Source organism: Megasphaera sp. UBA4382, assembly GCF_002391155.1.
Classification (GTDB): domain Bacteria; phylum Bacillota; class Negativicutes; order Veillonellales; family Megasphaeraceae; genus Megasphaera; species Megasphaera hexanoica.
On the sequence record NZ_DGRS01000014.1, the window covers coordinates 1 to 16,690 of the forward strand.

Below are 16,690 nucleotides of genomic sequence, written 5' to 3' on the forward strand. Positions count from 1 at the left end.
AAGTTCATCGCTCATCGCGGCGACTTGTATATCTTAACAAACTCATAGGAGTTTGTCAAGCACTTTTTTGAAATACTTTTGAGAGGAGGAAGGGAACCTTCCCGTCTGCTCAACAGCTTGTTTAGTATATCCCACTCTTCCCTTCTTGTCAAGGAATTTTTTTACACCGCTAAAAAAAAATGACGTTCATCACAGTTCGTTAACCGTTTATCGAATCACTTCGACCAACGTCCTGCGGTCTGCGACAAACGTCTCTATTCTAAGGCTTGTTAACCCTCTTTTGATACGTATACTATCATGACAGTCCTGCCTTTCATATACGCCGATGAATGATTCTGCTTTACTCTAATATAAAGGGATTTCCCGCAATATCTGACGGCTGGGCCGTATACAATTCATCAATAAATGCCGTCTGGAATGAACCCGTCCCCTTTACATAGGTTTCTGCCCGGCTTCCCGCCAGATTATATACGGCAGCGCCAGTAATTGCGGCTACAAACGGATCGGCTGCAGCTGCATAAACGGCCATGACTCCACCGAGGGAGCATCCCGTCCCGGTAATACAGGGCATCATAGGCGATCCCCCTTTTGAGATGATTACCTGTCTCCCATCGGTAATCAAATCTTCCACTCCGGACACGGCAACGGCTCCACCCGTCCATGAAGCCAGTGCCATAGCTGCATCTCTCGCAGCACGCACCGTATCCGTCGAATCGACACCACGTACTTCCGAAACGGCCGAGCCACCAGATAAATTCCATAATCCTGCCAGCGCAATAATTTCCGAGGCATTTCCCCTGATAATAGATGGCTTGTATTCTTTAAACTGAGTCAGCAAATCAGTTCGCATCTTCCCAAGACCGATAGCTACAGGGTCGAGGACCCAGGGTTTCCGTTCTTCGTGAAGTACCTTTGCCGTAAGAGGCAGTGTTTCTGCATAAACAGGGAATAAAGTACCCACGTTGATATACATAGCCTGGCAAATATGCGCCAACCCTTCCCCTTCGTCGGGAAGATATACCATGGCAGCCGATCCTCCCACTGCCAGCTGGGCATTCGCTACAAAATTAATGGTTACCGTATTGGTAATGGATGGAACCAGCGGGTTCATCTGCCTGACTGCCACTGCCGTCTGTTCTATTGCTTTTTTTAATGTTTCATTTGTCATATTGGTCACCACTTTCTTTTTTATCATATATTATACAACGTATGCACGAATATGTAATCAAATGGCTTGTATTATTTTTTCTGAATATGTATAATTATGAATGTAATCTTTTGGTAACGTTTTGGGATGCGTTATACCATACTATCTATATAAGGAGATATAGGAATGAAAAAAAAATGGGCTACACTGACGGCTGTTTCATTGGCAGCCATGACTGTATTGACCGGCTGCGGCGGTTCTCAGAGTGAAAGCAGCAAGAAATCCAGTGATACGCTGGTCATCGGTATGGAACCGACATTTCCCCCGTTTGAATTCACAGAAAACGATCAGTATGTCGGCTTTGATATCGATTTTGCCAAAGCCGTTGCTGACAAACTGGGAATGAAAGCCGAAGTCAAAAGTCTGGGCTTCGACGCTCTGATTCCGGCTCTCAAAAGTGGCCAGATTGATCTCATCGCCTCAGGCATGGATGCTACACCGGAACGGGCAAAACAGGTATCGTTTACAAAACCGTATTTCCATGACGGATATTCCGTCGTCGTCCGCAAAGATAATACGACAATCAATGGATTCCAGGATTTATCCGGTAAGAATGTCTGCACCCAGGTCGGTACAAAAGGCGTTGAACTGGGACAGCAGGCCGGCGCGGTTATCAAACAGGTAGACGCCAATAACCAATGCTGGATGGAGCTGAACAGCAATAACAGTGACGCCGTCATCATCAATACGTCCGTAGCAATGTATTACCTCAGCCACGGCGGTGAAAATGACCTGAAGCTGGCTGGTGAACCTCAGATGGCCCCCGATGGCATTGCCATGGCCGTTAGCAAAGACAAGCCGGAAATGCTGGAAAAAGTCAACAAAGCCATTGATGAATTAAAGGCAGACGGTACCTACGCCCAGCTCTACAAAAAATGGTTTGGTACGGAACCGAAAGAATAATAAGGAATAAGAATGTATAAAGCATACGTATTTGATTTTGATTATACTCTGGTAAATTCCGAACAAGGCATCGTCATGTGTTTTGAAATGCTTCTCCATGATGAAGGATATGCTCCCGTTTCCCGGGATGTCATCTGCAGTACCATCGGCAAGACAATGTACGATGCCATGTCGATTATTACAGGAGAAACAGAAAAAGGGAAACTGGCCCGGCTCATCCGGCTCTATAAAGTCCGGTATTCCGATTTCTACATGACGCCCAATACCCATCTGTATCCGGAAACGAAACCGGCCCTCACTTATCTGAAAGAAGCCGGTGCCATTTGCTGCATCGTTTCTACCAAAACGAGGAGCCGCATCATGGAAACCATCCGTCGTGAACAGATGGAGCCCCTTATCGACCGCGTTATCGGCATTGAAGATGTAGAGCATGCCAAGCCTGCCCCCGATGGACTCCGGCTCATACAAGATTATTTTCATCTTGTCCCGGCAGATATCCTGTACGTTGGCGATAGTCTTATCGATGCTGATACTGCTCAAAATGGCGGCGTCGATTTTGCTGCCGTTACCACCGGTGCCACACCGGCATCAGCGTTTGCAACACGCCCTCACACCTGGATCATGTCTGATCTGAGTGAATTATATATGAGGAAAAAGTAATTCCGTTTGAAGGAGTGACTCATGATGAACAAAAAATATGTAACTATGCTTGCTGCTTCCCTGGCAGCCGTTACGCTGATTACCGGCTGCGGTGGTTCCCAGAGCGGTGACAAGAAAGATGCCACCAAGGAACAGAAAACTCTCGTCGTCGGCACAGAAGCCACATTCCCGCCTTTTGAATCCGTAGAAAATGATAAAGTTGTCGGGTTTGATATGGACCTCACCCAGGCTATCTGTGATAAACTGGGCTACAAGATGGAAATCAAAAACATTGGCTTCGATGCCCTCATCCCTGCCCTCAAGAGCGGTCAGATTGACGTCATCGCTGCCGGCATGGACGCTACACCGGAACGCAAGAAACAGGTAGCCTTTACCGATGTCTATTACAAAGGCGGCTATACAATCGTCGTCCGCAAGGATAATACCGACATTACCGGCTATGACACCATTACCGGCAAGACAGTCGGCGCACAGGTAGCTTCCAAAGCCGGCGACCATGCAAAGGAACATGGGGCAACCGTCAAGGAATTTGATACCAACAGTCAGGGCTGGATGGAACTGGAAGCCGGTACAGTCGATGCAATTTCTATCGATAAAGCCGTCGCCCAGGATTACATGACCCACGGTGGCAATGAAAAAGCAAAAATCGTCGGCGATCCGATTCTGTCCCGCGGTACAGCCATGGCTATCAGCAAGGATAAACCGGAATTGTTGAAACAATTTAATGATGCACTGAGTCAGATTAAAAAAGACGGTACGTATGCCAAGATTTACAAGAAGTGGTTTGGCGAAGAACCGAAAGATCAAGACTTATAATCCATCATCTATATGGAAAAAGGGAGCACGATGCAGATTTTTGCATCGTGCTCCCTTTTCTCTTATATTATGCTCCCTGTCCCAAATCTTCCTGAACAGGTCTCTTATTTGTTTTTGCTTTCGTTTTCTTATCTTTTTTGGCATTACTTTTTGTCTTTTTCCCCGAAAGCTCCGTCTGTTCTTCAGTACGGCCCGCATGTAATTTCTTTTCAATCCGGGCCCAATCGTCTCCGATACTCTCCTGCTGCTGTTTCTTCTGTTCTTCCAGTCGGCGCTGTGCTCCTTCACGTACGGCATCAGCCGCCTGCTGCACCGATGCATCGGGAACGATGATAATCCGCACAGGGAGGTTGGCTGCTCCCGGTGGCATAAGATGTATCGTGACAGTCGTACCCGCCGCCACAGAATCGAGGTATTCCATCGCATAGGCATTATCAAATCCCATGCTCAGTCCTTTACGGGGCAGCTCTACAATTTTACTGGCTGTTCCGCCTTTTCCGTCATCATAACTGATTTCAGCCACGCCGGCATATTCCCCTCCCTGGGTGTTGAAATAGTAGTGGAGAAGTCCCGTTCCTCTGGTTTTTATCTGTATAAGGTAATCGAGGCCATAATTGCCCACGTCCTCCGAAAGGCGGTCGTCAATCACGTCATAACCCCGTAAAAACCGGTCTTGTATGCCGTCGGCGATAAGAATATAGCCAATACCTTCATCTGCCGTAAAGGGAATCAGATTTTTGAGAGAGCGGTCCATCCCCGGGAAGGTTCCCCGCAGTTTAACGTCATCACTGGCCAGATACTGCTGTTTTTTCATAAAAGCTACCGGATCTGCCGCAGCTGGCATAATAACGGCTGAAACATACATATCATCCGGCAGATTCATGTTGACAATACCAGAAAACAGCTGATCTGGAGCTACGATGACGCGGTTCAGCCGATCGCTGAGTACGGCATAGCCGAGCGGTGGAACGCTGACCCGGTTATAGGTCGTATTTCCTTCATAATATAAGGTAGACAAATCCTTGCCCACATCGTAATAAGACGTACTTGGCTTGGCATAATAGACACCGCTGACCCCTGCCATAACTTCATGGTCTGAAGGGTTGTATGCCATGGCGACAATCTTGCGCGGATAATTTGCCTGATTGACATGATAAAAATATAGCCGCGTATCACCCTTTACTTTATCGACATATAAAATTCCGTCTTTATCGGCATATTCCGGACTATCCGAGAACAGCAGCGTTCCCGTATCATGAGGTGCTGTCATCGCCACGGGAAGCATCCGGCTGCGTACGATTTTATCCATGACTTCGGGATTATCTGCCCCGTATTCTGTATCCGCTGCCTCCAGCGACACCAGTGGCAGCACACATAAAAGACCTGCAATCAGACATTTACTGAGTATTCGTAATTTCATGATGTTCCATACCTTCTATTTCCTTCGCTATCGTCGCGATTTTTTTAAACCGGTGGGATAATCCCGATTTCGTAATACCTGACAAAGCTGCGATTTCTCCCATTGTCGCCTCCGGATGGGCCAGACGTAATTCGGCCGCTTCCTGCAGTCTGGGACTCAGGAGGTGATACCGGCCCGAATCACGTATGCGTTCAATATCCGCAGTCTGACGTACTGCCGCATTAACGGTTTTTTGAAGGTTGGCCGTTTCGCAATTAACCACGCGGTTCACATTGTTACGCATGTCTTTGACGACCCGCACACTTTCAAATTTCAGATACGCTTGTACGGCCCCGATCTGCTGCAAAAAAGAAGATACGCCATTTCCTTCCTTCACATAGACCAGATAGTCTCCTTTACGGTCTGTCATCTTGGCAGACAAGTGAAAATGGTGCATTAATTTCAAAAGCAGGCGGGCAAATTCTTTATTCCCTGTCATCAGTTCCAGATGGTAATCTCCCTGGGGCTGATTGACCGATCCCCCGCCCATAAAGGCGCCACGCAAAAAAGACCGGCGGCAGTCATCACGGCGTAGTTCCAGCCCCTGAAAGGCTTCCTCTGCAGGAAACAACGTCAGGGAACGTAAGGCGGCCGTACTTTCCACTGCCGGCGGAATCCGGAGGATATAATAGTTTTTTTTGCGCAGCCTGCGCCCCCGCCGCACGAGTACTTCCGGCCGTATGGAGAAAGAATGGCGCCACATGGACAGAGCTTTTCTTGCCACGGCGTTATTGGACGTACTGAATTCCAATCCGGCGCATCCATCGGAACCGGGAAGGAGCGAACCTCCCATACACAGCAACGCCGCCAGTTCCGCAGTGCGACAGGCGGCGTCTTCAACGGGAATATGAGCGGCCTCGTTTTTTACTTCTTCTGCAAACGACAAACAGCTCACCTCCTGGGATGTTTCAAATTATATCTCTTTAAATAATAATGCAGCAATTCAGGGGATAAATCCGTCCGCAGCGCATTAATCAAATCAAAAAGGACATCTGCCAGTTTATTCGTATCATGGGTAGCTCCCGTTTCTCTGTTGACCAGATCAGCCTGAATCAGTGTCGCGCCGGTCTTATGTATTTCTTTTTTGTCAATCTGCACAGGATACTGGCCGGCAGCAGCATATTTCTGTAAAATCGCCGGATCTACATTGCCATTATTAGCCATGACAAAATCAATGACTGGTGCTCCGGCCTGTCGTTCGATTGCCTTGACATGATCGGCTACGCTGTACCCGTCCGTTTCCCCCGGCTGTGTCATGACGTTACAGATGTAGATCTTTTTCGCCTTGCTGTCGCGCACGGCAGCCGCAATATCAGGAATGCACAAATTAGGCATAATACTCGTATAGAGGCTGCCCGGCCCCAGTACGATGGCATCGGCATCGCGGATTGCATCTACAGCAGATTGCACGGCACGGGGATGTTCCGGTGTCGTAAAGACCCGCTTAATTTTGCCATGGGCCTTGGGGATCTGCGATTCCCCCTGTACGATAGTCCCGTCCACCATTTCCGCATTGAGGAGGATTTTATCTGCCGAAGAGGGAATGACTTTCCCACGGACTTTCAGGACTTTGCTTGTCGCATCCATAGCCCCTTCTACGTCTCCCAGGACTTCAATCAGCGCGGCAATAAACAGGTTGCCAAAACTGTGCCCGGACAAATTACCCGATCCGCCAAAGCGGTGGGCAAATAGTTTTTCCATCAGCCCTTCTTTATCAGCCAGGGCAACCAGACAGTTACGCAAATCCCCCGGCGCTATAATGTCCAGATCCTGACGGATCCGCCCGGACGACCCGCCATCATCGGCAACGGTGACGACGGCCGTCAGATTATATGTTTTTGTCTTCAATCCCCGGAGCATAACCGAAAGTCCTGTCCCCCCGCCGATAACGACGACTTTGGGACCCTTGGACAATTTCATATTAGATAAGATGAGTTCACTGAGATTTTCCGACTCATTCGGCATGATAACGCCCAGCATGGTACGGATCAGACGCCGGGTAGACCATCCCATGATCAGGATGCCTGCCAGGAGAATGACAATGCCAAGAGAAGCCAGGACCGTATAGTTATAATGGCCTGTCGCTTCATAGAGCAGGCGGAAGGTCCATTCTTCTACCTGGCCGATCCATTGGTAATTAAACGTCAGGACAATACCAAAACTGGTACACATCATGCCCAGGCCAAACAGGAAGAGCCATCGCTTGATGTGCAATCCCGGATGAAGCCATTTAAAAAAGCGCATGTTCTGCCCCCTCCTTATGCATCTTCTCCTTCATAACCAGGAGCATCTTCTTCGACATCATTTTTGGCAAGATCCCGGTGTTCAATAGATACATCGACACCTGTTTCTTTGAGATGACGGTACATTTCTTCTGCCATGCAGACACTGCGGTGCATCCCGCCGGTACACCCTACGGCAATGACCAGCTGGCTTTTTCCTTCCCGCTCATAATTGGGAAGGAGAAAATCTATCATATCGAACCATTTTTCTTTAAACGTCTGAGTGACCTGAAAACTTTGGACATAATCCCGTACTACGGGAACCCGGCCCGACTTATGGCGGTATTCCTCAACATAATACGGGTTGGGCAGAAAACGCACATCATCGACAATATCCGCATCAATGGGCATGCCATGTTTGAAGCCAAAGGATACGACCGTAACGGTCAGTCCCTTGCGGCCTGTATTCAGCGCATAGCGCTTGCGCAGGATATCCCGCAGCTGGCTCGTCTTGAGTGAGCTCGTATCAATAATAAAATCAGCCTGTTCCCGGAGCGTGGCCAGCCGCTTCCGCTCTTCCGCGATTCCCTGACTGATGCGCCCATGAAGTGCCAGAGGATGGACACGCCTCGTTTCTTTATAGCGGTTTATAAGGACCTTGTCTGATGCTTCCATGAAGACGATTTCATAGGAAACGCCCTGCTTGCGCAATTCCTGTAAAGCCTGGCTCATAGCATCAAAAAACTGCCCGCCGCGGATATCGGCAATGAGGGCCACATGACGCACCCGTTCACCGCCTTTGACGCAAAGCTCGGCAAATTTTGGAATCAGCACTGGCGGCAGATTGTCTATACAAAAATAACCAATGTCCTCCAACACTTTGACAGCCTGGCTCTTACCTGCACCCGACATGCCGGTGACAATGATCAAGTGGAATTGATCCATCGTGGTCCCTCCTTACAAGATAAATTTTTCAATAGCTCTGGCTACTCCGTCTTCATTATTGGATGCCGTAACATACGGAACCTGTTCTCTTACTTCGGGTACGGCGTTGGCCACAGCTACGCCGAATCCGGCAGCTTTCAGCATGGATAAATCATTCATTCCGTTTCCAAAGCTCATGACGTTCTGCAGCGAAATGCCATAAATATCACAAAGACGTTTCAGGCAGACACCTTTTGAAATTCCTTTGGGCGTAATTTCCAGGAATGTCGGCTTGGAACACATGATATCGAATCTGCCCGGCATCGCTTCTTCTATTTCCTTTGCCCGTTGCAACAGGACTTCATGTTCATCACAGGATAATAATTTATCTGGCGCACCACAGGGAGTATAAAAATCATCACCGCATACGACAGCGTGGGAATGAGTAATCCGTTCGTAATCGGCAACCCAGTGATTATACTCGGCAACACGCAGCACGTCATCAATATACGATTGCATCATCCATCCTTTTTCTTTGGCCAGCGAGAGCAGTTGTGCCGCATCTTCCTGTGGAATAGGATGACTGTACAGTATCTTCTTCGATTCCAGCGTCTGGATCAGTCCGCCTCCAAACAACATCATGGGGATATCCCCCAGCCCGAGCATGCGGCCATAGGGACTGGCCGTCGCATACATACGGCCAGTTGCAATCATGATGTGGATTCCCTTCTGTTGTGCCCGGCGTATCGTATCTTTCGTATAATCAGAGACGGTCGTATCGTCCCGGATGAGCGTATCATCGAGATCTATCGCTATCATTTTTATCGGGTATTCTGGTTGTTGTATCATTTCGTTTTATCCCCCTGTTTCCAATCAAACGGGTCGCCAGCCGGCTTTTCCGTCTCTGTCTTTAATGTCTCTCCATCCCTGGCGTAGGTCAGGTCCTCGGCATACTCCGAAGCCAGTTGGTCCATTTCTTTCTGCTGGGATGCCGTTGCCCGGCTGCGGTTTTTGAGTGCCGTAACCAGCATATCACGCATTTCCACACGGGTCAGAGCATAAGAAGGTGAAAATCTGGCCATATCTGCACCGGTGAGACCCGCCTTTGTCAAATCCAGAAGATACTTGTATTCCCAGCTATTCTGTTCAATCGCATCGAATGGATTCGGGGCGTACGGATTATACGCAGAGGCCGTACCACAGGCCAATAAGGCCAATGTCAACAGCATAAGTCCCAGTCGTTTCATAGCAGCAGCTCCCTTTCTGTATTACCGCATTATAAACAAATACGCTCTCTATCCGGCAGCCATGAGTCATACCGGGAAGAGAGCATATCTCTGTACGTTCTGTTATTTCGCTGTATTATCGCCAGCTTCCGGCTGTTCTGCCGGAGTATTGCCATCACTGACTGCCGTTTCTTCATCGATGACCATATCATCGAGCAGACGCATCTGGCTGGTAAGCAGCGCCCGGCATTTAGCCCGGAAAGCACTAACCTGGGTTTTCATTTTTTCCATATTCTGCTGTGTCGTCTGCATGTTCAGTGTCGTTTCATCGAGCATTTTTTTCTTTTTATTTTCTGCTTCCTGCAGGATGAGATCGGCTTCTTTGCGGGCAGACACCTTGACATTTTCTGCCGTCTGCTGGGCCAGCATAAGCGTACTATTCATGGTAGATTCCATTTTTTCATACTGCGACAGCTTATCCTGTAACTTTTCGCATTTTTCCTTTATTTCACAATATTCCCGGTATACTTTTTCATAGTCATCGGCAATATTGTCCATAAAGGCATCGACATCTTCTTCACTATAACCGCGGAAGCCCCGTTTAAACTCTTTGTTATGTATATCCATTGGTGTAAGCATGGGTACATTCCTCCAAAAATTCTCACATGTATCGTCTCAATAAAACACCTGTACGCCCTTTGCGTGAAGTACCAGTAATCTGGGCCAGTTCCATCCGGCCCTTTCCCCGGAGAGAAATGACATCGCCCTCCTGTACTTCCTGGCTCGGCCCTTTAGCCGGCTGCCAATTAACTTGTACCCGGTCACCCTTGATTGCTTCCGCCGCTTTGGTACGGGAAATACCAAACCCGGAAGAAGCGACGGCATCCAGGCGAAGGGACGCTACGGTCGTCTTGATTTCTTTCACCTTTTCCTGTTTAGGCGCAATATCCGACAAGGCCATGTCTTCTACCGTAACATGAACCATGGCAATCTTTAAAAAATTCTGCTTCAGATAGGCAAGAAGGGGTGCATCGGTCAGGATGACTGCTCCCGTTTCCTCCATGATGATATCGCCAAAACGGCTGCGGTCGATTCCCAGTCCCATGAGCGATCCCAGCACATCACGATGACTGAGAAGGCGATAACGGGCATCCCAGCTCACATGGCAGGCGGTAATGGCAAAATCAACAGGTCCATCATAACTTTCCTTGACAAAGGCAAGACGCACCCGTTCTGCTCCTTCATACCCGCCAAAGGTCTTCAGGATCAGGCCAGGGGCGGACGCCTGTATCGTTTCGCCTATCTGTACGGCACCGGGTGATACAAATTCACTGACGGCATAGGGACGGCCTTTGGCCGTACTGTCTGCCAGATCAATCAGCCGGGCAGCCAGCTCGCCGTTATCCGTTCCCTTATAATAACGTATAATTCTATCTCTGTTTTTCACAAAAATGCCTCATTTATCTTACTGCTGTTTATTACCTTCGCCATTTTTCCAGGCCAGCTGTGCCGTGAAATCACCGTAATCGTGTTTACTCCGGTCCACTGTTACATTGCTGGGTACGCAAAGGAAAATATCCTTGCCCACTTTCTGAATATTGCCATCCAGTGCATACGTTGCCCCACTGACAAAATCGACAACCCGTTTGGAAATATCCGGTTCCGTGTTTTCAAAATTGATGACAACCGGTTTGCGGTCCCGGAGAAAATCAGCAATGCTCTGAGAATCGTCGAAGCTTTCTGGTTCTACGATCATCATTTTGAGCGGGCGGTCTACCTGGGCCGCTCCGAGTGCAGGCCGGCGGGCAGCTGCCACTGGACGCTGGTTCTGACGCGGTGCGTCTTCTATTTCATCGTCATCATCTTCAAAGTCTTCGTCTGTTTCATAGATATCATCTTCATCTACACCGCTGACCTTGCCTACTACATTATTCCAAAATTTTTTCAATCCCATGGTTTTATTATCCTCCTTAGTATTGGCGCGGTCCAAATATGGCAGTACCGACGCGTACCATATTTGCCCCTTCTTCAATGGCTATTTCAAAATCATGAGTCATGCCCATAGACAGGTAACGGACTTGACCTTCTGGAAACTGAGGTTTCATATCTTCATATAAAGCGTGGGCAATCCGGAAGATTGGGCGCGTGTCTTCCACGTTATCAAAATTCGGAGCCATACACATAAGACCGCAGACGCGGACATGAGTCAGTTCTTTTGCCAGCGCACTGATGCGCGGAAAATCTTCTACTTCCATGCCGAATTTGCTTTCTTCCCGCGCTACGTTGACCTGCAGAAGAATATCCTGTACTTTTCCTATCTTGCCAGCTTCTTTATCGACGGCTTTCAGGAGATGTTCCGAATCAATGGAATGAATCAGGTCAAAATGAGCCACTGCCTGTTTAGCCTTATTCGTCTGGAGATGACCGATTAAATGCCAGACAAGGTGGTTTTCTGGAAATTCCTTTATCTTTTCCATCGCTTCCTGTACGCGGTTTTCACCAACGTTCACAATGCCGTCTGCTGCGGCTTCTTTCAAGCATTCTACAGGATGATTTTTCGTGACGGCAATCAGGGTAACCGTATCACTCCGGCCGGCACGGGCTGCCGCATCAGCCATGCGTTTTTCTATGGCCTCTATGTTTTCCTTTATCAAATAAAATCCCTCCGTGGTACCTACAAAAAACTTGGCACTTACTCTATTATATATATTACGCCTTATAAATGCTAGTATTTTTGGAAAAAATCTGCCCCAATCGTCATATTGCCGGAATCATGGCGAAGGCTGCCATCCGTCCGGTATGACCGCCATCGCGACGATATGAATAAAAGGCTTGTTCATCCTGATACGCGCAATGGGTTGTCGTATCGATGTGCTGTGGCAGCAGCCCCGCATGCAGCAACAGCTGCTGGTTTGCCTGCCATAAATCAACGCAGACCGTATCCGCTGTTTTATAGACACATTGGTCATAGGCCGGTCCCATATGGCGGAAGATATCTGACGTCGCTTCACTGACCTCGAAATGCTCCCGGGAAATAGACGGCCCGATAAAGGCGAGAATATCCCGTGGCTGTGATCCATATACGGTCTGCATGGCAAAAACCGTCTTGGAAGCCAGCCGGGAAGCCGTACCACGCCAGCCATCATGAATGACTGCACAGGCTTTTTTTACCGGATCATACAGGATAACCGGCACACAGTCGGCAATACAGATCAGGAGCAGCACTCCAGGCCGGCTGGTCATAAGCGCATCCGTATGGGGAAAGGCATCGTGATAACTGCCGGCCCCCCGTCCTATCTCGCTGTCTCCGACGGCGATTACGTGATCTTCATGAGTCTGCTGCGGTGTAGTCAGTACATCGAGGCGGCAGCCCAGATGGGCACAGAGACGGCGCCGGTTTTCCAGGACGCATGATACGGAATCTCCTACGTGCAGTGCCAGGTTTAGAGAATGATACGGAGCCGGACTTACCCCGCCCGTGCGGCCAGTAACGCCATGGCACAGGCCGGCACGATGCAGCTGCCCGCTTTCTTCCCAGGCAATCCCGTCCTTATGTTTAATCCACTGTGTCCCCATTTGTACCTCCACATACATGACATCGCCGGCATCCTTCAAAGCATGGTATGGTGAACTCACCTTTTTCAGCCTTCTCCCGTTCCCGGATCAGGTAATCCTCTGCCAGACCATTATCGAGTACACTCCAGGGAAGGAGTTCGTCGGTCTGCCGTGGCGTATATAAAAATGATTCTACATCAAATCCTGTTTCCCGGACAGCCCGTTTCCAGCCCCTGACACCTCCGTAAGAATGGGCTTTCAGAAGCAGTTCCCCCACGCGGCGGTCCCCCCGGGAAAGGACCCCCTGGATATAGCACTGCCGCAGTGGTTCAGCCAAAACTTCCGTCTGCCGTATGCGCCCTGCCTCTTTTTTTATATATGCCAGTCTCCGTTCCACGACTTTTTGTTCCGTCATGGCCATCCACTGAAAGGGCGTCATCGGTTTTGGAATAAAAGGATTGATGCTCAGGGTAATACTGCTTTTGTTGCCAATGCGGTCCATGTGTTCCCGTACCCGGCGTGTCATATCCACAATTCCCTGTATATCTTCATCCGTTTCCATGGGGAGACCTATCATGATATACATCCGCACCTTACGGATTCCCGCAGCTGTACATAAATCGATGGATTGGAGGAGATGTTCTTCTGTAATTCCTTTATTGATAATGTTCCGCATATGCTCACTGCCAGCTTCCGGTGCCAGGGTAATCGTCTTCTGCCCGCTTTCCGCAATGCCTTTGACAATAACAGGCGTAATGGAATCTGCACGCAGAGACGCACAGGAAAAAGCCAGTCCCTGCTGACGGATGAATGTGACTAATTCGTCAATGTACGGATAATCGGAAATGGCAGCACCCATGAGGCCTATCTTTTTACCCAGCTTCTTCCCCCGGAGAACGGCAGCTTTGACATATTCCAGCGGACGCACACGGGGACGGCGGTAACAATACCCAGCCATGCAGAACCGGCAGTGACGGCCACATCCACGGGCAATTTCAATGAGATACATGGATCCAAATTCCGTATCCGGCGTAGCGACGACCGTTTCCCCTGGCCGGGTCAGTTCATGCCATTGCCGGCGTACGCGATGGGGTATACCTGGTTCGGCATCGATGCGCATCAAATTTCCCCTATCATCATACACGTGATGATACAGGGAAGGAACGTATACGCCTTCAACCCTTGCCAGACGGCGCAGCAACTCCTGCCTTCCGGCTCCGTCGGCCTTTGCCTGAAGCCAGGCGTCGAGAAATGCATGAATCAGTTCTTCTCCTTCTCCAATCAGGCAGACATCCATAAACAACGCCAGCGGCTCGGGATTAAAGAAAGCGACAGGACCACCCATGACTACCAGCGGATCGGTTTCTGTCCGGGCTGCAGCCCGGACAGGAATATGACCAGCTTCGAGAATATCCGGGATGTTAAAATAGTCCATCTCGAAATTGACAGAAAAGCCAAGAATTTCAAAATCACACAGTGGCCGCTTATTTTCCAGTGTCAGAAGTGGGGAATGTTCTTTTTCATAGATTTTCTTCAATTTCTTATCTGGCAGAAATGCCCGTTCGCATTGAAAATCATTACGACTGTTTACCTCCCGGTAAATAATCTGCATTCCCAGATTGCTCATACCCGTCTCATAGGTATTAGGGTAACAGACAGCCATCGTATGACGGCTGCCAAATGGATGCACGACATACCCCGTTTCCCTCGCCAGTCGTTCATTTAATGCTTTTTCCAGTTGCCAGCCCATATGCTTCTCCTTCCTGCACATCATAACGTATCTTTTATTTTACTAGCCGCATCCCTTCTTGTCAAAGATAGGTCTTTATAGTAGAATATATATATTAATTGACTGTTCCGGGTCAGCGTATGTAAATTTACACTTAAAGGGATGATTACCAGATGAAAATAAAATGCGTCGAATTAAGCCAGTTTGAATCCGATCTGATTCTCGCATTCTCACGACAACCGAAAGCGGCACCTGTCTCGACGGGGTTGTGCCGTGCAATTTATCGTCGTCTGGAAGGCCAGCCGGCTTTCGCCAGAAACAATGTCACAGTTTACAGCAAACAAAGCGGCCCGGTAATCCGCCCGGCTATGGCTGAAAAATAAATACGGATACACAAAGAAAGGACTTATGGCATAAAGGTAAAAAATCTTTATGCCATAAGTCCTTTTTCTATGTCGTGTCCCAGCATCAGCCTTCGTTCATTTCCTGTTCCAGCCTCCGGGCAACGGCCTTTCCCGTTTCCGTTCTGGCAAGGCCGCCATCGGATGTTTCTTTAAGGGCAACGGGCATCATACGGCCGATTTCAGCCATAGCACTGATGACTTCATCAGGCGGAATGACACTGCGGATACCGGCCAGGGCCATTTCAGCTGCACCGACAGCCATTACAGCCAGGCAGGCATTCCGCTTGACACAGGGCACTTCTACCAGACCGGCTACGGGATCACAGGCCAGCCCCAGTGTGTTTTTCATGCACAGTGCCATAGCCTGCAGGATTGCATCATCAGAACCACCCGCCAGTTGGGCAGCCGCCGCGGCAGCCATGGCAGCAGCTGTCCCGCATTCGGCCTGACAACCGCCGACAGCTCCGGCAACTGACGCATTGCGGGATACGACAGCCCCAATTCCTGCGGCCGTAAAAAGAGCTTCTACATTTTCATCCGGACTCGTTCCCAGTTCTTCACTGACTGCCATAAGAACAGCTGGAACGATACCACAAGAACCTGCCGTCGGGCAAGCGACGATTTTGAACATCTTGGCATTGGCTTCACTGACAGCCAGCGCATACATCTCTGCCTTGCGTGGCAGGCTCCCCAGCAGCCGGCCACTGCTATGGGACAGTTTATTTGCATCTCCCCCGACGAGTCCGCTTACAGAAGTTCCCGTATCGGTAAGACCGGCCTCTATGGATTCACGAAATACCTCCAGCCGGGAAACCATGCGCTGCCGCACCACCTTTTCCGTCTGTTCAGAGGTTTCCATTTCGTGGCGGATAACGACGTCCGCTATCCGTATATCATGCTGGGCTGCCCTGTGAGAAAGTTCTTCCAGCGTTTTATATTCGTATTCGTACATCTCTCCTGTACCTCCTATAACGGTGCCAGCGTAATGACGCTCTCGATAGCTGAAATATTGCCAATCAGGCTGACCATTTCTGCCGGTACCGGACTGTCTGTGCAGACAATCATGACCGCATTGGCGTGTTTGCCGCTGCGGAACACCTTCATCGTCGAAACATTGATATGCCCGATTGCCATAATCGTCGTCGCTTGGGCGATGATTCCCGGCTGATCACGATGCAGCGTAATCAGGGTATGTTCTTCCCCATTGAGAGAGACCTCAAATCCATTGATTTCGCGGATTTCAATCTTACCACCACCCAGGGAAACGCCCAATATTTCTGCCTGATTGCCATTTTTGCCTGTCATGGCAATGCGGACTGTATTCGGATGATCTACTTCTTCATCAGATCGCCGCAGGGTAATTTCCAGCCCTTTTCCGGCCGCTATGGAAAAGGAGTCCCGGAGCCGGGTATCATCCGCTGAAAAACCCAGGAGGCCGGCGACCAGCGCCTTATCTGTCCCATGGCCTTTATAAGTCTTGGCAAACGACCCATATACGGTAATCATGGCCTTTACCGGTTCGTCCTTTAATATATTCCTCGCCATGAGACCGATACGCGCAGCACCGGCCGTATGCGAGCTGGAA

At 49.3% G+C, this 16,690-nt stretch carries 19 protein-coding genes; 4 read left to right on the forward strand and 15 right to left on the reverse strand.

The genetic code is table 11. The annotated features are described in order from the left end of the window. Positions 1 to 340: 340 nt before the first annotated feature. A complete protein-coding gene (thiM, locus tag B4H10_RS00985; RefSeq protein WP_292018021.1) occupies positions 341 to 1,168 on the reverse strand; it encodes a hydroxyethylthiazole kinase in 828 nt (275 codons plus the stop codon). A 165-nt stretch (positions 1,169 to 1,333) separates the two neighbouring features. On the opposite strand from thiM, the gene B4H10_RS00990 reads away from it, so the two are divergent. Genes B4H10_RS00990 through B4H10_RS01000 form a run of 3 tightly spaced genes read left to right on the forward strand, consistent with a single transcriptional unit; the run spans position 1,334 to position 3,586 of the window. Next, a complete protein-coding gene (locus tag B4H10_RS00990) occupies positions 1,334 to 2,110 on the forward strand; it encodes a basic amino acid ABC transporter substrate-binding protein (RefSeq protein ID WP_059076153.1) in 777 nt (258 codons plus the stop codon). A gap of 12 nt (positions 2,111 to 2,122) precedes the next feature. After that, on the forward strand, positions 2,123 to 2,770 hold the full coding sequence (locus B4H10_RS00995) for an HAD family hydrolase (RefSeq protein WP_292018022.1): 648 nt from the start codon (positions 2,123 to 2,125) through the stop codon (positions 2,768 to 2,770). Positions 2,771 to 2,794: 24 nt separating this feature from the next. Beyond that, positions 2,795 to 3,586 (forward strand): basic amino acid ABC transporter substrate-binding protein, encoded by a 792-nt coding sequence (locus B4H10_RS01000; protein ID WP_414673994.1) that lies wholly within the window; start codon positions 2,795 to 2,797, stop codon positions 3,584 to 3,586. A gap of 67 nt (positions 3,587 to 3,653) precedes the next feature. Here the strand turns inward: B4H10_RS01000 and B4H10_RS01005 are convergent, their stop codons facing one another. The 12 genes from B4H10_RS01005 to B4H10_RS01060 all read right to left on the reverse strand — a co-directional run bounded on the left by B4H10_RS01005 (position 3,654) and on the right by B4H10_RS01060 (position 14,722). Next, complete coding sequence (locus tag B4H10_RS01005; protein ID WP_113855072.1) at positions 3,654 to 5,006, reverse strand: hypothetical protein; 1,353 nt, start codon at positions 5,004 to 5,006, stop codon at positions 3,654 to 3,656. Then, on the reverse strand, positions 4,984 to 5,931 hold the full coding sequence (gene whiA / locus B4H10_RS01010) for a DNA-binding protein WhiA (RefSeq protein WP_059076157.1): 948 nt from the start codon (positions 5,929 to 5,931) through the stop codon (positions 4,984 to 4,986). The genes B4H10_RS01005 and whiA overlap by 23 nt, the downstream gene beginning before the upstream one ends. A 5-nt stretch (positions 5,932 to 5,936) precedes the next feature. Beyond that, positions 5,937 to 7,289: a uridine diphosphate-N-acetylglucosamine-binding protein YvcK gene (gene yvcK / locus B4H10_RS01015; protein ID WP_113855073.1), complete on the reverse strand. Its 1,353-nt coding sequence runs from the start codon at positions 7,287 to 7,289 to the stop codon at positions 5,937 to 5,939. 14 nt (positions 7,290 to 7,303) lie between these two features. Beyond that, positions 7,304 to 8,212, reverse strand: coding sequence for an RNase adapter RapZ (rapZ, locus tag B4H10_RS01020; RefSeq protein ID WP_059076159.1), 909 nt, complete (start codon positions 8,210 to 8,212; stop codon positions 7,304 to 7,306). 12 nt (positions 8,213 to 8,224) lie between these two features. After that, complete coding sequence (locus B4H10_RS01025; protein WP_059076160.1) at positions 8,225 to 9,040, reverse strand: Cof-type HAD-IIB family hydrolase; 816 nt, start codon at positions 9,038 to 9,040, stop codon at positions 8,225 to 8,227. Then, positions 9,037 to 9,438: a hypothetical protein gene (locus tag B4H10_RS01030; RefSeq protein ID WP_170088060.1), complete on the reverse strand. Its 402-nt coding sequence runs from the start codon at positions 9,436 to 9,438 to the stop codon at positions 9,037 to 9,039. The genes B4H10_RS01025 and B4H10_RS01030 overlap by 4 nt, the downstream gene beginning before the upstream one ends. A 102-nt stretch (positions 9,439 to 9,540) precedes the next feature. Then, positions 9,541 to 10,056 carry a DivIVA domain-containing protein gene (locus B4H10_RS01035; RefSeq protein ID WP_059076162.1) on the reverse strand — a complete coding sequence of 172 codons (516 nt, stop codon included), beginning with the start codon at positions 10,054 to 10,056 and terminating at the stop codon, positions 9,541 to 9,543. A 22-nt stretch (positions 10,057 to 10,078) separates the two neighbouring features. Then, positions 10,079 to 10,864 (reverse strand): RNA-binding protein, encoded by a 786-nt coding sequence (locus tag B4H10_RS01040; protein ID WP_075581488.1) that lies wholly within the window; start codon positions 10,862 to 10,864, stop codon positions 10,079 to 10,081. An 18-nt stretch (positions 10,865 to 10,882) separates the two neighbouring features. Next, positions 10,883 to 11,371 (reverse strand): cell division protein SepF, encoded by a 489-nt coding sequence (locus tag B4H10_RS01045; protein WP_059076164.1) that lies wholly within the window; start codon positions 11,369 to 11,371, stop codon positions 10,883 to 10,885. Positions 11,372 to 11,387: 16 nt separating this feature from the next. After that, positions 11,388 to 12,071, reverse strand: coding sequence for a YggS family pyridoxal phosphate-dependent enzyme (locus tag B4H10_RS01050; RefSeq protein ID WP_292018024.1), 684 nt, complete (start codon positions 12,069 to 12,071; stop codon positions 11,388 to 11,390). Between the two features lie 103 nt (positions 12,072 to 12,174). Beyond that, complete coding sequence (gene pgeF, locus B4H10_RS01055) at positions 12,175 to 12,993, reverse strand: peptidoglycan editing factor PgeF (RefSeq protein WP_059076166.1); 819 nt, start codon at positions 12,991 to 12,993, stop codon at positions 12,175 to 12,177. Beyond that, complete coding sequence (locus B4H10_RS01060; protein WP_292018025.1) at positions 12,974 to 14,722, reverse strand: radical SAM protein; 1,749 nt, start codon at positions 14,720 to 14,722, stop codon at positions 12,974 to 12,976. Before B4H10_RS01060 ends, pgeF begins: the two co-directional genes overlap by 20 nt. Before the next feature lie 152 nt (positions 14,723 to 14,874). Between B4H10_RS01060 and B4H10_RS01065 the strand changes: the two genes are divergently transcribed. Beyond that, positions 14,875 to 15,084: a hypothetical protein gene (locus B4H10_RS01065; RefSeq protein WP_118023470.1), complete on the forward strand. Its 210-nt coding sequence runs from the start codon at positions 14,875 to 14,877 to the stop codon at positions 15,082 to 15,084. An 85-nt stretch (positions 15,085 to 15,169) separates the two neighbouring features. Here the strand turns inward: B4H10_RS01065 and sdaAA are convergent, their stop codons facing one another. Then, positions 15,170 to 16,057, reverse strand: coding sequence for an L-serine ammonia-lyase, iron-sulfur-dependent, subunit alpha (sdaAA, locus tag B4H10_RS01070; protein ID WP_059076169.1), 888 nt, complete (start codon positions 16,055 to 16,057; stop codon positions 15,170 to 15,172). 14 nt (positions 16,058 to 16,071) lie between these two features. Then, positions 16,072 to 16,690, reverse strand: a 619-nt coding sequence (sdaAB, locus tag B4H10_RS01075) for an L-serine ammonia-lyase, iron-sulfur-dependent subunit beta (protein WP_292018026.1), incomplete at its 5' end; no start/stop codon positions are given.

Excerpts from the sequence above, each read along its gene's own strand:
- B4H10_RS01060 (WP_292018025.1), bottom strand. The coding sequence starts at position 14,722 with ATGGGCTGGCAACTGGAAAAAGCATTAAATGAACGACTGGCGAGGGAA.
- B4H10_RS00990 (WP_059076153.1), top strand. The coding sequence starts at position 1,334 with ATGAAAAAAAAATGGGCTACACTGACGGCTGTTTCATTGGCAGCCATG.
- B4H10_RS00995 (WP_292018022.1), top strand. The coding sequence starts at position 2,123 with ATGTATAAAGCATACGTATTTGATTTTGATTATACTCTGGTAAATTCC.
- yvcK (WP_113855073.1), bottom strand. The coding sequence starts at position 7,289 with ATGCGCTTTTTTAAATGGCTTCATCCGGGATTGCACATCAAGCGATGG.
- B4H10_RS01000 (WP_414673994.1), top strand. The coding sequence starts at position 2,795 with ATGAACAAAAAATATGTAACTATGCTTGCTGCTTCCCTGGCAGCCGTT.
- thiM (WP_292018021.1), bottom strand. The coding sequence starts at position 1,168 with ATGACAAATGAAACATTAAAAAAAGCAATAGAACAGACGGCAGTGGCA.
- B4H10_RS01035 (WP_059076162.1), bottom strand. The coding sequence starts at position 10,056 with ATGCTTACACCAATGGATATACATAACAAAGAGTTTAAACGGGGCTTC.
- sdaAA (WP_059076169.1), bottom strand. The coding sequence starts at position 16,057 with ATGTACGAATACGAATATAAAACGCTGGAAGAACTTTCTCACAGGGCA.
- B4H10_RS01005 (WP_113855072.1), bottom strand. The coding sequence starts at position 5,006 with ATGAAATTACGAATACTCAGTAAATGTCTGATTGCAGGTCTTTTATGT.
- B4H10_RS01065 (WP_118023470.1), top strand. The coding sequence starts at position 14,875 with ATGAAAATAAAATGCGTCGAATTAAGCCAGTTTGAATCCGATCTGATT.
- pgeF (WP_059076166.1), bottom strand. The coding sequence starts at position 12,993 with ATGGGGACACAGTGGATTAAACATAAGGACGGGATTGCCTGGGAAGAA.
- B4H10_RS01025 (WP_059076160.1), bottom strand. The coding sequence starts at position 9,040 with ATGATACAACAACCAGAATACCCGATAAAAATGATAGCGATAGATCTC.
- B4H10_RS01030 (WP_170088060.1), bottom strand. The coding sequence starts at position 9,438 with ATGAAACGACTGGGACTTATGCTGTTGACATTGGCCTTATTGGCCTGT.
- B4H10_RS01045 (WP_059076164.1), bottom strand. The coding sequence starts at position 11,371 with ATGGGATTGAAAAAATTTTGGAATAATGTAGTAGGCAAGGTCAGCGGT.
- rapZ (WP_059076159.1), bottom strand. The coding sequence starts at position 8,212 with ATGGATCAATTCCACTTGATCATTGTCACCGGCATGTCGGGTGCAGGT.